This window comes from Arthrobacter sp. B1805 (genome assembly GCF_002929745.1).
Classification (GTDB): Bacteria; Actinomycetota; Actinomycetes; order Actinomycetales; family Micrococcaceae; genus Arthrobacter_D.
Genome location: NZ_PJIQ01000002.1, coordinates 26,417 through 39,564, shown reverse-complemented (window position 1 = coordinate 39,564; position 13,148 = coordinate 26,417). Strand labels below are relative to the sequence as shown.

The 13,148-nt window shown below is 67.7% G+C and carries 11 protein-coding genes and 1 riboswitch; of the genes, 8 read left to right on the top strand and 3 right to left on the bottom strand.

Annotation, left to right across the window (positions count from 1 at the left end; all coding sequences use genetic code 11):
• Window positions 1–34: 34 nt before the first annotated feature.
• Window positions 35–136, top strand: a riboswitch (glycine riboswitch).
• A gap of 155 nt (window positions 137–291) precedes the next feature.
• From gcvP to CXQ96_RS02820, 4 genes are read left to right on the top strand one after another with little or no spacing between them, the layout of a single operon-like run.
• On the top strand, window positions 292–3,165 hold the full coding sequence (gcvP, locus tag CXQ96_RS02835) for an aminomethyl-transferring glycine dehydrogenase (protein ID WP_104116530.1): 2,874 nt from the start codon (window positions 292–294) through the stop codon (window positions 3,163–3,165).
• An 11-nt stretch (window positions 3,166–3,176) separates the two neighbouring features.
• Entirely contained in the window at window positions 3,177–4,307 is a 1,131-nt protein-coding gene (gene gcvT, locus CXQ96_RS02830; protein WP_104116529.1) for a glycine cleavage system aminomethyltransferase GcvT, read from the top strand.
• The gene (locus CXQ96_RS02825; RefSeq protein WP_104116528.1) at window positions 4,304–5,677 is read left to right on the top strand and encodes an L-serine ammonia-lyase; all 1,374 of its coding nucleotides are present in this window, start codon (window positions 4,304–4,306) and stop codon (window positions 5,675–5,677) included. Before gcvT ends, CXQ96_RS02825 begins: the two co-directional genes overlap by 4 nt.
• 6 nt (window positions 5,678–5,683) lie before the next feature.
• On the top strand, window positions 5,684–6,490 hold the full coding sequence (locus tag CXQ96_RS02820) for a methylenetetrahydrofolate reductase (RefSeq protein ID WP_104116527.1): 807 nt from the start codon (window positions 5,684–5,686) through the stop codon (window positions 6,488–6,490).
• 76 nt (window positions 6,491–6,566) lie between these two features.
• Here CXQ96_RS02820 and CXQ96_RS02815 read toward each other — a convergent pair whose 3' ends face one another.
• Complete coding sequence (locus tag CXQ96_RS02815) at window positions 6,567–7,298, bottom strand: GAF and ANTAR domain-containing protein (protein ID WP_258058779.1); 732 nt, start codon at window positions 7,296–7,298, stop codon at window positions 6,567–6,569.
• A 283-nt stretch (window positions 7,299–7,581) separates the two neighbouring features.
• Between CXQ96_RS02815 and CXQ96_RS02810 the strand changes: the two genes are divergently transcribed.
• Genes CXQ96_RS02810 through CXQ96_RS02800 form a run of 3 tightly spaced genes read left to right on the top strand, consistent with a single transcriptional unit; the run spans window position 7,582 to window position 10,834 of the window.
• Complete coding sequence (locus tag CXQ96_RS02810) at window positions 7,582–8,577, top strand: carbohydrate ABC transporter permease (RefSeq protein ID WP_104116526.1); 996 nt, start codon at window positions 7,582–7,584, stop codon at window positions 8,575–8,577.
• Window positions 8,577–9,437, top strand: coding sequence for a carbohydrate ABC transporter permease (locus tag CXQ96_RS02805; RefSeq protein ID WP_104116525.1), 861 nt, complete (start codon window positions 8,577–8,579; stop codon window positions 9,435–9,437). Before CXQ96_RS02810 ends, CXQ96_RS02805 begins: the two co-directional genes overlap by 1 nt.
• A gap of 44 nt (window positions 9,438–9,481) precedes the next feature.
• Entirely contained in the window at window positions 9,482–10,834 is a 1,353-nt protein-coding gene (locus CXQ96_RS02800) for an ABC transporter substrate-binding protein (protein WP_104116524.1), read from the top strand.
• A gap of 108 nt (window positions 10,835–10,942) precedes the next feature.
• Here the strand turns inward: CXQ96_RS02800 and CXQ96_RS02795 are convergent, their stop codons facing one another.
• Window positions 10,943–11,386 (bottom strand): MarR family winged helix-turn-helix transcriptional regulator, encoded by a 444-nt coding sequence (locus CXQ96_RS02795; protein ID WP_104116523.1) that lies wholly within the window; start codon window positions 11,384–11,386, stop codon window positions 10,943–10,945.
• A gap of 88 nt (window positions 11,387–11,474) precedes the next feature.
• Window positions 11,475–12,308 (bottom strand): alpha/beta fold hydrolase, encoded by an 834-nt coding sequence (locus CXQ96_RS02790; RefSeq protein WP_104116522.1) that lies wholly within the window; start codon window positions 12,306–12,308, stop codon window positions 11,475–11,477.
• A gap of 102 nt (window positions 12,309–12,410) precedes the next feature.
• Here CXQ96_RS02790 and CXQ96_RS02785 point away from each other — a divergent pair, with 102 nt between their 5' ends.
• Complete coding sequence (locus CXQ96_RS02785) at window positions 12,411–13,145, top strand: response regulator transcription factor (RefSeq protein ID WP_104116521.1); 735 nt, start codon at window positions 12,411–12,413, stop codon at window positions 13,143–13,145.
• Window positions 13,146–13,148: the final 3 nt, after the last annotated feature.

Below are 13,148 nucleotides of genomic sequence, written 5' to 3'. Positions count from 1 at the left end.
CTCACATGCCGAACACCTCAACTGAATATGCCAATGATCTGCAGCGGGAGAGTTCTGCCGTCGAGACACAACCGGCAGGCGCCGTAGGAGCAAATCCTCCCCAGGAATCTCTCAGGCCCAGTACCGCTACGGATAGGCAACTCTGGAAAGCAGCATCGGGCAGGCCCGACGCTCACCGACGGTGCAAGCAGGCGCGGAGCCCTGCGGAAACTCTCAGGTCCCACACAGAGCGGGGAGGAACCCGACCAGGCACGCGCGCACGCGCCCCCTTTCTGACCTACGGAGTTCCCCATGACCGCCACACCCGATCAGGTATCCGGCATCGTCGCGTCCACCTTCGCCGATCGACACATCGGTCCCCGATCCGCTGACGCGGCGCACATGCTCGAAGTTCTGGGCTACCCGAGCCTCGAGAAGCTCGTGGACATGGCCGTTCCCGCGAGCATCCGCCTCAACCGGGCACTCGACCTGCCCGGAGCCCTCACCGAGACGGAGGTGCTGGCGCAGCTGCGGCGCATCGCGAACCGTAACCGCACCGCCGTCCAGATGATCGGCCAGGGCTACTTCGACACCGTCACGCCGCCGGTCATCCGTCGCAATGTCCTCGAGTCGCCCGCCTGGTACACGGCCTACACGCCCTACCAGCCGGAGATCTCCCAGGGCCGGCTCGAAGCCCTCCTGAACTTCCAGACGATGGTGCAGGACCTCACGGCCCTCGACATCGCCAACGCCTCTCTGCTGGACGAGGCCTCCGCCGTCGCCGAAGCCGTGCTGCTCATGCGACGCTCCGGCAAGAACAAGGGCCGCACCGTCATCGACGCCGACGCGCTCCCGCAGACCGTCGCCGTCGTGCGCGGCCGGGCAGAGGCGCTCGGTTTCGACATCGAGGTCGCAGACCTCACGGACGGCCTGCCCGACGGCGACATCAACGGTGTGGTCCTGCAGCAGCCCGGCGCATCGGGAGCGCTCCGCGATCATGCGGCCGTGATCAGCGCGGCCAAGGACCGCGGCGCCCTTGTCACGGTGGCAGCCGATCTCCTCGCGCTCACGCTCATCACGCCTCCGGGCGAACAGGGCGCGGACATCGCGGTCGGTTCTGCCCAGCGCTTCGGCGTCCCCCTCTTCTTCGGCGGCCCCCATGCCGCCTACATGGCCGTCCGCAAAGGGCTCGAGCGGATGCTGCCCGGCCGGTTGGTGGGCGTCTCGAAGGACGCGGACGGCGCACCCGCCTACCGCCTCGCCCTCCAGACCCGCGAGCAGCACATCCGCCGCGAGAAGGCGACGAGCAATATCTGCACCGCGCAGGCGCTCCTGGCCATCGTCGCGTCCATGTACGCCGTGTACCACGGCCCCGAGGGCCTGAAGGCGATCGCTCGCACCACCCATGAACGGGCCGTCGAGCTCGCCGCCGCACTCGAGGGGACCGACGCCGCCGTCGTGCACGACGCCTTCTTCGACACCCTCCTGGTCCGCGTCCCCGGCAGGGCAGCGGACGTCGCCGACAAGGCCGAAGCCCTGGGCTACAACCTCCGGCGCGTCGACGCCGACCACGTGGGCATCTCCTGTGATGAGACGACGACGCGGGAACACGTCGCCGCGGTGGCGGACGTCTTCGGGGGTTCCTCGAGGGAGTCGGGAGCCGGCGGGAACCATATCCCCGACGCACTCCACCGCACCTCGGCGTTCATGACCCACCCCGTCTTCTCGCTGCACCGCTCCGAGACCGCGATGCTCAGGTACCTCCGCAAGCTCTCGGACAGGGACCTCGCGCTGGACCGCACGATGATCCCGCTGGGATCCTGCACCATGAAGCTCAACGCGACCGTCGAGATGGAGTCGATCTCGTGGCCCGAGTTCGCCTCGATCCACCCCTTCGCGCCGGAGAGCCAGACCGAGGGCTGGCGTGAGCTCATCACCGATCTCGAGGAGCGCCTCGCGGAGATCACCGGGTACGACCGCGTCTCCCTGCAGCCGAACGCGGGGTCGCAGGGAGAGCTCGCAGGCCTCCTCGCCATCCGTGGCTACCACCGCTCGAGGGGCGACGAGAACCGCACCGTCTGCCTCATCCCCTCCTCCGCGCACGGCACCAACGCGGCGTCGGCAGTGCTCGCCGGCATGAAGGTCGTCGTCGTCGGCACCGCGCCGAACGGCAACATCGACCACGACGACCTGCTCGCCAAGATCGAGCAGCACGCGGAGAACCTCTCGGCCATCATGATCACGTACCCCTCGACGCACGGCGTGTTCGAGGAGGATGTGCGGTGGGTCTGCGAGAAGGTGCACGCAGCCGGCGGCCAGGTGTACATCGATGGCGCCAACCTCAACGCACTCGTGGGTCTGGCCCAGCCCGGGGAGTTCGGCGGGGACGTCTCCCACCTCAACCTGCACAAGACCTTCTGCATCCCGCACGGCGGAGGAGGACCGGGCGTCGGTCCCGTCGCCGTGGCCGAGCACCTCGCCCCGTTCCTGCCCGGTGACGCGAACCGGGACATCGCGACCGACGGCGGTCCGGTAGCAGCGGGCGGCACCCCGGTGTCCGGATCGATGTACGGCTCAGCCGGTGTCCTCCCCATTTCCTGGGCGTACATCGCCCTGATGGGTTCCGAAGGCCTCACGAGCGCGACGGCACACGCGTTGCTCGCGGCCAACTATGTCGCCGCCCGACTGACCGAGCACTTCCCCGTGCTCTACACGGGTGTCCAGGGACTCGTGGCACACGAGTGCATCCTCGACCTCCGTCCGCTGACCGCCGCTACCGGCGTCACGGCCGAGGACGTGGCCAAGCGGCTCATCGACTACGGCTTCCACGCCCCCACGCTGTCCTTTCCCGTCGCGGGAACGCTCATGGTGGAGCCGACCGAATCCGAGAACCTCGCCGAGCTGGACCGCTTCGTCGACGCGATGATCGCGATCAAGGGCGAGATCGACCGGGTCGCGGACGGCGAGTTCGGTATCGAGGAGAGTCCGCTGCGCCAGGCGCCGCACACCGCACAGGTACTCGTCAGCGACGAGTGGACGCAGGCGTACCCGCGCGAGCTCGCCGCCTACCCGTTGCGATCCCTTCGCCACGACAAGTACTTCCCCCCGGTGCGCAGGATCGACGGCGCGCATGGCGACCGCAACCTGGTGTGCTCCTGCCCGCCCATCGAAGCCTTCGAAGACTAGGACCGGATCCCATGAGCGAGCAGAGCAAACACACAGCGCTGTACACGCAGCACGAGGCGCATAGCGCCTCCTTCACCGACTTCGGGGGCTGGCAGATGCCCCTGAAGTACCGGAGCGAACTGGAGGAACACCACACGGTCCGGAGGGCAGCCGGCCTCTTCGACCTGTCCCACATGGGCGAGGTCCTCGTCAGTGGTCCCCAGGCTGCGGAGTTCCTCGACTACGCGCTCGTGAGCAACCTCGCGATCATGGCCGTGGGGAAGGCGAAGTACTCACTCATCTGCAACGACGAGGGCGGCGTGATCGACGACCTCATCACCTACCGCCTCGCCGAGGACTCCTTCCTCGTGGTGCCGAACGCTTCCAACGCTCCGGCTGTCGCGGAGGAACTGCGCCTGCGCGCGAAGGGATTCGACGTCGCTGTGGAGGACCAGTCGGAGGTGACCGCGCTGGTCGCGGTGCAGGGTCCCAGGGCTGAAGCTGTGCTGCTCGAGCTCGCGCGCCCCGAGGACGCCGAAGCCATCCGGAACCTGAAGTATTACGCCGCGGTGGAACTCGAACTGGCAGGGCTCCCTGTCCTGCTGGCGCGCACGGGCTACACGGGCGAGGACGGCTTCGAGATCTTCGTCGGCACCAACCTCGCAGTACGCCTCTGGGACGCCGCGCTGCAGGCAGGGGAAGCGCACGGGCTCCGACCCTGCGGGCTCGCCGCCCGCGACTCGCTGCGCCTCGAGGCGGGAATGCCACTGTACGGGCACGAACTCGGCCTCGATACCAACCCGTTCGAGGCCGGCCTCGGACCGGTGGTCAGCACCAAGAAGGCGGCTGACTTCGTGGGCCGGTCGGTGCTGGAGCCGCTCAAGGCAGTCGAGCCCTCCCGACGACTCGTCGGCCTCCGGGCGGTGGGCCGCCGGTCCGCGCGCGCCGGCTACGACGTCGTCGTCGACGGGGCTCGAGTGGGCACGGTCACGTCCGGACTGCCGAGTCCCACGCTCGGATACCCCGTCGCCCTGGCGTACGTGGATTCGGCCCATGCCGCCGTCGGCACCGAGGTGCAGGTGGATCTCCGTGGGCGGCCGGAACCGTTCACCGTCGTCCCCACCCCGTTCTACAGGCGCCAGCCCTCCGAGCCCGCGCCGTGACGATCAGCGCGTTCGACCTCTTCAAGATCGGCATCGGTCCCTCGAGTTCCCACACGGGCGGACCGATGACCGCTGCCTATCTCTTCACGGAGCTGCTCCGCTCCGACGGGATTCTCGATGCCGTACGGCGTGTGCGAGTGGACCTCTTCGGTTCGCTCGGCGTGACCGGCCACGGGCACGGAACGGTCAAGGCCGTCCTGCTCGGGCTCGAAGGCGAGCAGCCCCATCTCGTCGATCCGACGACGGCGGATGCCCGTGTTGCGGAGATCGGCGCGGGCGAATCCCTGAACCTCGGGGCTGAACGCCGGATAGCCTTCGATCCGGTAGCCGATGTGGTGCTGCACCGGGGCCAGCGCCTCGACTATCACACCAATGGCATGCGCTTCTCGGCATATTCGGCCGATGGAGAGCTCATGCGGACGCGAGAATACTTCTCCGTGGGCGGCGGATTCGTCCTGGACGAGGACCAGATCGGGTCCGAGACGGCCGCCCTCAAGCCCGTACCGGTCTCGCACCCCTTCGGGACCGCGGACCAGTTGCTCGAGATCTGCCGCTCCACCGGGTGGTCGTTCTCCGACGTCGTGCTGGCGAACGAGATGTCGTGGCGCTCGCGGGACGACGTGCGGACCGGCCTGCTGGAGATCTGGTCCGTCATGCAGGACACCATCCGGCGGGGCACAACCACGGGCGGTATCCTTCCGGGCGGACTGAGCGTCCGGCGCCGCGCCGAACGGCAGCGGCAGTTGCTCGAGAAGGCCGACGACCCGAACGATCGCCTCGGGACCATGGAGTGGGTCACGCTCTTCGCGCTGGCCGTCAACGAGGAGAACGCCGCCGGTGGACGTGTGGTCACGGCGCCGACGAACGGCGCGGCCGGTATCATCCCGGCGGTCCTGAAGTACTACGTCGACTTCGTGCCCGGTGCCGACGATGACGGCGTCGTGCGCTTCCTGCTCGCAGCCACCGCGATCGGTTCGCTGTTCAAGAAGAATGCCTCGATCTCCGGCGCGGAGGTCGGCTGCCAGGGTGAGGTCGGCTCCGCGTGCGCCATGGCCGCGGGAGCGTTGGCGGAGGTTCTCGGTGGGACCCCGGAGCAGGTCGAGAACGCCGCCGAGATCGGGATCGAGCACAACCTGGGGCTCACCTGCGATCCGGTCGGCGGGCTCGTCCAGATCCCCTGCATCGAGCGGAACGCCGTGGGTGCGATGAAGGCGATCACGGCCGCCCGCATGGCCGTGCGGGGCGATGGCCAGCACCACGTCTCCCTCGACGTCGCCATCAAGACGATGCGCGAGACCGGCGCGGACATGATGGACAAGTACAAGGAGACCGCGCGGGGCGGGCTCGCCCTCAACGTCGTAGAATGCTGACGCGCTGTGGGTGAATCCTCGATCCGCGTCGAAGTCATCCCGAGCGAGGGTCTCCAGGAGCGGCTGCGAGCCCATCTGCCCGCCCCCGCCGTCGTGACCGTCACGTGCCTGCCGCAGCATGGGCCGAGCGAGGCCGTACGAGCGGCGGTGGAACTGGCCGGTGCCGGGTACACGGCGATTCCGCACCTGGCAGCACGATCGGTGCACAGCCGGCAGGAGCTCGCGGAGTACGTGGACCGATGCCTGGGCGTCGGCATCACCGACGTGTTCGTGGTCGGCGGGGACGCGGCGGACGCCGCGGGACCGTACCCGTGGGGTGGGGCCTTGATGGAGGACGTCGCGGAGCTGTCCGGCGGGGCCCTCCGGATCGGGATCGCCGTGTACCCGGAGGGGCATCCGGGGACGGACGAGGAAGAGTTGGCCAGGATTCTGCTGGGGAAGCAGGAGCTGGCGTCGTGGTGCGTCACGCAGCTCTGCTTCTCGCCGGACACCCTCCGCGCCTACCCGTCGCAGCTGCGGAGGCAGGGCATCACCCTGCCGGTGTGGGCGGGGATACCCGGACCGGTGCGGATGAGCCGCCTGCTACGGCTCGCAGGAAGGATCGGAGTAGGTCCGTCCCTGGGGTTCCTCCGCCGGTCGGCGGGAAGTGCCAACGCGGGCTCCGTGGTCCGGCAGCTGCTCTCCAGTGCGTCATACGATCCGACACCGCTCGTGGCAGAGCTCGACGACGCCGGGTACGCGGGCCTGCACGTCTACAGTTTCAACGACCTGGCAGAGCTCGCGGCATCGGACGTGACGTTCCCCGCCCGCTGACGTCCACGACTGCCGCGGAGCCGCGGGGCCCTGATGACTCCGACCCGGAGGCGGGTCGCCAGCGGTGACGGGACTGTCAGGTGGCGAAATGCGTTCGCGTCGGTTCCGCCGAGATTCCGTTCACGATGCGCTCCGCGATGTCGCGCAGCTTCACGTTCTGGGCGTTCGAGGCGCGGTGCAGCATCGAGTAGGCCTCCGCCTGGGTGCAGCGGTTCTGACCCATGATGATGCCGATCGCGATGTCGATGGTCGTCCTCGACTCCATGGCCGCTTTGAGGTTGGTCGACGTGTTGGCATGCCTGGAGACGCGGAGCACCATCTGGAGTGCCTTGGCAGCCTGGGTGGCGAAACCCTCCGCGAGGAGCTGCGTGCTGCTGGTGAAGGTTCGTGGGCGGGCGGCGTAGAAGTTCAGGGCTGCCCCGCCCTCCGATCCCAGCACGAGGGGTACGCCCATCATGGCGAAGTATTCGTGGTCCGCGACGGCCCGGAAGTAGTCGGGCCAGCGGCTGTCGGTGCGCACGTCGTCGACGATCACGGTGTTGCCGGTGCTGATGGCGTGCAGGCACGGCCCGTCCCCGAAGCCGTACTGCAACTCATCGAGGATCCTCGCCTCGTCGCTGCTGCAGGCCACGGTCGTCGCCAGGTTCTGGTGTCGGTACGTGACACCGCATTGCACCTCAACGGAGCCGCCGAGGATCCGTGAGGAGAGGCTCGCCAGGTCCTCGAGGAACTGGTCGACGCTCTCGTTGCTGAGCATGAGGTCCTGCAGTTGGGCTACCGACTGCGCATGTGGGTTCTCCTCGTTCACTCGGTCATCTTACGACGGTTAGTTAGTTTGTCTAGCAACGCGTTCCTCTCGCGCTCGCGGCCGCCCGCCGGTTGCCCGGCGCGTGCCCGCGTAATATCCAGCCGGATCTCCCTCGGGTGCGCTGCACCGCGGGCGGCAACGGGCAGGGAAACAGCAGATCGCCCGACTTAATGACTCGTGAACTCTGACGCACAAGTCGGCTCAGAAGCCGGATCCGGGGCTGATCGGACGATTCGCGCCCCTAGCCTTGCAGAGGTTCAGGAGGCCGAGCGAAGGGCGATCGATGGAACAAGTGGCGGACATCCCCGTACTTCAAGGGGCGCGGGCGGATCGGGCGGCGGACCAGGCACCGCCGTCGTCACCCGGGCGGGGCCCGAGCGGAACCGCTCCCGCCCGACGGCGCCGGCGGACCCCCTGGAAATCGTGGATGCTGTTCCTGCTCTTCGCGGGACCCAACATGGCACTGTTGGTGATCTTCACCTACAAGCCCCTCATGCAGTCGCTCTACTACTCCACCCTCCAGTGGAACATCGGATCCCCCGTCGCGATGCCGGTGGGCCTCGACAACTACGTCGACTGGTTCACGGACCCCACGACGCCGGGGATCGTCACCGTCACCGTGCTCTTCACGGTCGCGACCGTGGGCGGCGGGATGGTGATAGGTCTCCTCCTGGCACTCGTCCTGAACCGGAGGCTGCGCGGGACCGGTGTGGCGCGGACCGTCGTCGTCGCACCCTACGTCCTCTCCGGCGTCGCCGTCGGCCTGCTCTGGCTCTTCGTCTTCGATCCGAACTTCGGTGTGACCGCGGCGCTGTTGCGGTTGGTGGGCCTGGCCTCGCCCGACTGGTACAACGATCCGCAGTGGGCGCTCGTCATGGTGATCGTGGTCTACCTCTGGAAGAACGTGGGCTACGTAGCCCTCATCTACCTGGCCGCGCTGCAGTCCGTACCCCGCGATCTCGTGGAGGCGGCATCGATCGACGGCGCGTCGTCGATCAGGTCGTTCCGGTCCATCGTGCTGCCGCTTCTCGGGCCGACCACGTTCTTCCTCGCCATCACCACGCTGCTGACGTCGCTGCAGTCGTTCGACATCATCCAGGCCATGACCAAGGGCGGCCCGCTCGGCGGCACCACCACGATGATGTACCAGATCTATCAGGAGGGCTTCCAGAGTGGCCGCGCGGGGTACTCGTCCGCCGTCGCGACCATCCTCTTCGTGGTCCTGCTCCTCGTGACATTCGCCCAGGTGAGGTACGTCGACAGGAAGGTGCATTACTGATGGGCTCCACGACCGTGCAGGCAGCGGCGACGCCGCGCCGCTCGACCCCTACGCCCTGGGGCAGCTACCTGACGCTCCTGCTCGCCGTCGCCGTCATGGTCCTACCGCTGGTATGGATGGTGCTCGCTGGGTTCAAGGAGCGCGACGAGATCTACACCTCGCCCATCCAGTGGCTGCCCGCGGCGGTGGACGGCTCGAACTACGAGACCGCGATGAGCGCCGTACCGTTCGGTAGCTTCTTCATCAACAGCGCCATCACCACGGTCATCGGAGCGGGCCTGAAGATGCTGCTGGGACTGACGACGGCGTACGCGCTCGTCTTCCTCGAGTTCCCCTTCAAGAAGGTGGTGTTCGGCGTCGTGATCTTCGCGCTGCTGGTGCCGCAGCAGATCGTCATCATCCCCAATTACACGCTCGTCGCAGAACTCGGCTGGGTCAACACGTACCAGGGCATCATCGTCCCCGGTCTCGCGAGCGCCTTCGGCACCTTCCTGTTCCGCCAGCACTTCCTGACGTTGCCCGTCTCGATCCTCGAGGCGGCAGCGCTCGACGGGGCCGGGCACTGGACGCGCCTGTGGCGCTTCATCGTGCCGATCTCCGCGCCCACCATCGCGGCCGTCGCCCTCGTCTCGATCGTGGCCGAGTGGAACGAGTACCTGTGGCCGCTGCTCGTCGTGGACCGTGCCGACATGATGACCCTGCCTGTCGGGCTCACGCTGCTGCAGAACAACGACGGCATCGCCGACTGGGGCGTGCTCATGGCCGCGACCGTCCTGGTGACCGCACCCGTCCTGCTCGCGTTCTTCGCGCTGCAAAGGCGCATCGTCTCCGGCCTCACCGCCGGTGCCGTGACCGGCTGACCAACCTCTTCCTCCCCTCAGTTCCCTACCATCAAGGAGTCCCCATGTCCCCGCGCCCGCAGTTCGACCTCGACCGCCGCCAACTCCTCCAGCTCACCGCCATCTTCGGCGGCGCAGCAGCGCTCGCAGCCTGCGGAGGCCCGTCCGTCAGCTCCGACGTGGCGGGAGGCGCGGCGACGGACGCCGCGACCGACTGGGCGTCCGTGACCCCGGCCAAGGAGATCACCTGGTGGAGCAACCATCCCGGCGCCTCGCGCCCGGTGGAGGAGGAACTCATCAAGCGCTTCACCACGGAGAGCGGAATCAAGGTCAATCTGGTCACGGCGGGCGCCAACTACGACGAGGTCGCGCAGAAGTTCCAGGCGGCGACCGGCACCGACAACGGGCCCGATGTCGTCGTCTCCAGTGACGTGTGGTGGTTCCGCTACATGATCAACGGGCAGATCCTGCCCATGGACCAGCTGGCGGAGCACCTGGAATTCGACACCGCCGACTACAACGAGACGCTCTACAGCGACTACAGGTACGACGACGCCCACTGGGCCGTGCCGTACGCCCGCTCGACCCCGCTGTTCTACTACAACAAGGACGCCTGGGCCGCAGCCGGCCTGCCGGACCGCTCACCGAAGACCTGGGACGAGTTCACCGAATGGGCTCCGAAGCTGGCATCGGCGTCCATGATTCCACTGGGCCTCGGCAAGGGCACGTCCTGGACCGCGTGGTGGTTCTGCAACTTCCTCTGGGGCCGGGGGGGCGCCTACTCCGACGAGTGGTCCATGACGCTCGATTCCCCCGAGGCCCTGGACGCCGCGAAGTTCGTGCAGTCCATGATCTTCGACGACAAGATCGCGGCCGTGGCGGCCACAGACAACGTAGCCGACTTCGGTGCGGGACTGACGGCGTGCACCATCGGCTCCACCGGCTCGCTGACGGGCATCCTCGAAGCGGCGAAGTTCGGGGTAGGGACAGGCTTCCTGCCGGAGGGGCCCGCCGGACCCGCCTGCCCCACCGGCGGCACAGGAGTGGCCATCAGCTCGAACCGCTCCCCGGAACAGCAGCTCGCCGCCGGCATGTTCCTCAAATTCCTCACCAGCACCGAGAGCACGGCGTACTTCTCCTCGAACACCGGGTACATGCCCGTGCGCACCTCCGCACAGGACAGCGACATCATGGCCGAGGTCTACAAGACCTCCCCCCAGTTCCGCACCGCCGTCGACCAGCTCGAGACCACGCGCGTCCAGGATTGGGGCCGCGTGTTCGTGCCGGGAGGGGACAAGGAGCTCACGACGGCCCTGGAGAGCATCATCCTGCAGCAGGGCGACCCGGCCGAAGCCTTCGCTACGGCGAGCACGGCCATCCAGCGATCGTACGAGCAGAACGTCGAGCCGTACCTCTGAGGCAGGGACCACTGACGCTCTCGTCATGAAGCCGTAACGGTGAGGAGCGGCTACCCCCGGAGGGGTAGCCGCTCCTCATGCTCGCGAAGCGTCGTCGATCGGCAGGGGTCAGACGACGACGGCCGCGCTCTTCTGCCGCTGGGGGGCGAGCTCACCGACGATGCCACGAAGCAGGCTGCGCAACTCGAAGGACTCCAGGCCCTCACCCACCATGAGCGTGCGCTCGATGTTCTCCGCTTTGGCGAGCGCTTCGACGCCTGCTGGAGTGATCGTGATGCGCTGGCTGCGGCGGTCGATGCTGTCGCGGATACGGGAGATGAAGCCCTGCCGCTCCAGCTTCTCGATGGTCTTGCCGATGGTCTGCGCCTGGACGTGCACCGCGACGGCGAGCTTCGCGCCCGTCATCGTGCCCTGTCGGGAGAGGACACCGAGCGTCGTGTAGCCGGCGTGGGTGATCCCGATGTCGAGCAGCCGCTCGTTCCAGGCATGGTCGACCAGACGAGCGGCCGTCGTGAGCAGGCGGCTGGTTGACCACTCTTCCAGTTCAGACATGTGATCTTCCTCCCGAAGTCTTGGAACACCCGGCCGGTGCTGGCCTACAGCACCGGCCGGGCGTCGTGCAATAGGTCCACTATGCTCTTCAATCTTCAAGTTTTACCGTTGCCCCGTCCGAAGCTTCAGGAAAGAGATCCCCGCCACGGTGGGGACGTGAGCCGAATGCGATGATCCCGGCAGCGACTTCGGCGGCTGCCGAGTGCTGGACCACATGCGGTTGCCCGGGAATCTCGACGAGGGAACCGTGCTTGGCGCGCCCTGCGATTTCCCGGCACCAGCGACGCCGGGCCACCGGGTCACGCCCGCCGCGCACCACCAGGACGGGACACTCGACGCTCTCGATCGCGCGTTCCAGCGGGTAGCGCATCATGGGCAGTAGCTGGCGCAGGTACCAGCGCACACCGGTGCGCAGGTAGTCGGTATAGACGATCGCATTGGCGGATGCGCTCTCACGGAAGGTATCGAGGCCCAGGGAGACGGCCTGCTGGACGACCGTACGGCGGCACCGATCCACGACGGGCCCGATGAGGACCAGGCGCTCCGCGAGGGCCGGTGATCGGATCGCGGCAGCCGTGATGAACTGCACGCCCATCGAATGCCCGACGAGCGTGCACTTCCGGATCCCCATGGCGCCGAGTGCATCGACGATCAGAGCGGCGTGGTCCTCCACTCCGAGGTGGATCCGGGGCCGGGGATCAGGTCCGAAACCGGGTAGGTCGACGAGATGTACGACGGCGTCAGCCGCGAGCTCCGCCGCCAGACGGTCGAGGTAGCGATGGGTCATGCCCAACCCGTGCACCAGGACGTACGGGCCACGCCGAGGGTCGGAAGGAGCTACCGGCTCCGGTGTGGTGCGGATGCGGACGGTCAAGCCCCGCGCCTGCACCGTGCTCAGGGTGCTCAGGGAGATCGGCTGCATCCGGGCATTCTACGGGGGCAGGGTACCGCAGCAGCAGGATTTGATCACGGCAAGTTCCCGCACCGGGCCCTCGCGGGCGCCGATCTATGAAAGTCTTGCTTCATGTCCGTTTCCGCGCCGCAGCGCACTGCGCTGATCGTCGAAGACGACCCGGATATCCGTGAGCTGCTCGCCACCACCCTGCGCATGAACGGCTTCGCCGTCGTCGAGGCCGCGTCAGGGCACGACGGCCTGGCCGCGCTGAAGGAGCACCAGCCGGACCTGATCACCCTCGACCTCAATCTGCCGGACCTCGATGGCGTGGAGGTATGCCGTCAGTGCAGAGCCATCAGTGATGCCTACATCGTCATGGTCACCGCGCGGCAGGACGAGATCGATCGCCTGATCGGGCTCGAGACCGGCGCGGACGACTTCATCGGTAAACCCTTCAGCCCCCGCGAGCTCTCGGCGCGCGTCTCGGCGATGTTCCGCCGTCCCCGCACGGGCCCGGCCCCGGCTGTGCAGGGGCAGCCCGCCGGCAACGAGATGCTCCGCCACAACGACCTCGTGATGGACGTCGAGGGCCGCGTCGTCACGCTGCACGGGCAGGAGCTCGCCCTGACGCGCATCGAGTTCGACCTCCTCGAGACACTCCTGACCGGCGCCCAGCGCGTCTGGACGCGGGAGGCGCTCCTCAATCGGGTGTGGGGGGACGGCTGGAGCCAGGACCACCACCTCGTCGAGGTGCACATCCGCAACCTGCGCAAGAAGCTCGGCGAGGACATGAGCAACCCCCGCTTCATCCGGACGGTACGCGGCGTGGGGTACCGCATGATGCCGAACGACAACCGGTCCTGAAGT

Bases quoted from the DNA above. Each gene is read 5' to 3' on its own strand.
- gcvP (WP_104116530.1), top strand. From the start codon at position 292: ATGACCGCCACACCCGATCAGGTATCCGGCATCGTCGCGTCCACCTTC.
- gcvT (WP_104116529.1), top strand. From the start codon at position 3,177: ATGAGCGAGCAGAGCAAACACACAGCGCTGTACACGCAGCACGAGGCG.
- CXQ96_RS02810 (WP_104116526.1), top strand. From the start codon at position 7,582: ATGGAACAAGTGGCGGACATCCCCGTACTTCAAGGGGCGCGGGCGGAT.
- CXQ96_RS02805 (WP_104116525.1), top strand. From the start codon at position 8,577: ATGGGCTCCACGACCGTGCAGGCAGCGGCGACGCCGCGCCGCTCGACC.
- CXQ96_RS02800 (WP_104116524.1), top strand. From the start codon at position 9,482: ATGTCCCCGCGCCCGCAGTTCGACCTCGACCGCCGCCAACTCCTCCAG.
- CXQ96_RS02795 (WP_104116523.1), bottom strand. From the start codon at position 11,386: ATGTCTGAACTGGAAGAGTGGTCAACCAGCCGCCTGCTCACGACGGCC.
- CXQ96_RS02790 (WP_104116522.1), bottom strand. From the start codon at position 12,308: ATGCAGCCGATCTCCCTGAGCACCCTGAGCACGGTGCAGGCGCGGGGC.
- CXQ96_RS02785 (WP_104116521.1), top strand. From the start codon at position 12,411: ATGTCCGTTTCCGCGCCGCAGCGCACTGCGCTGATCGTCGAAGACGAC.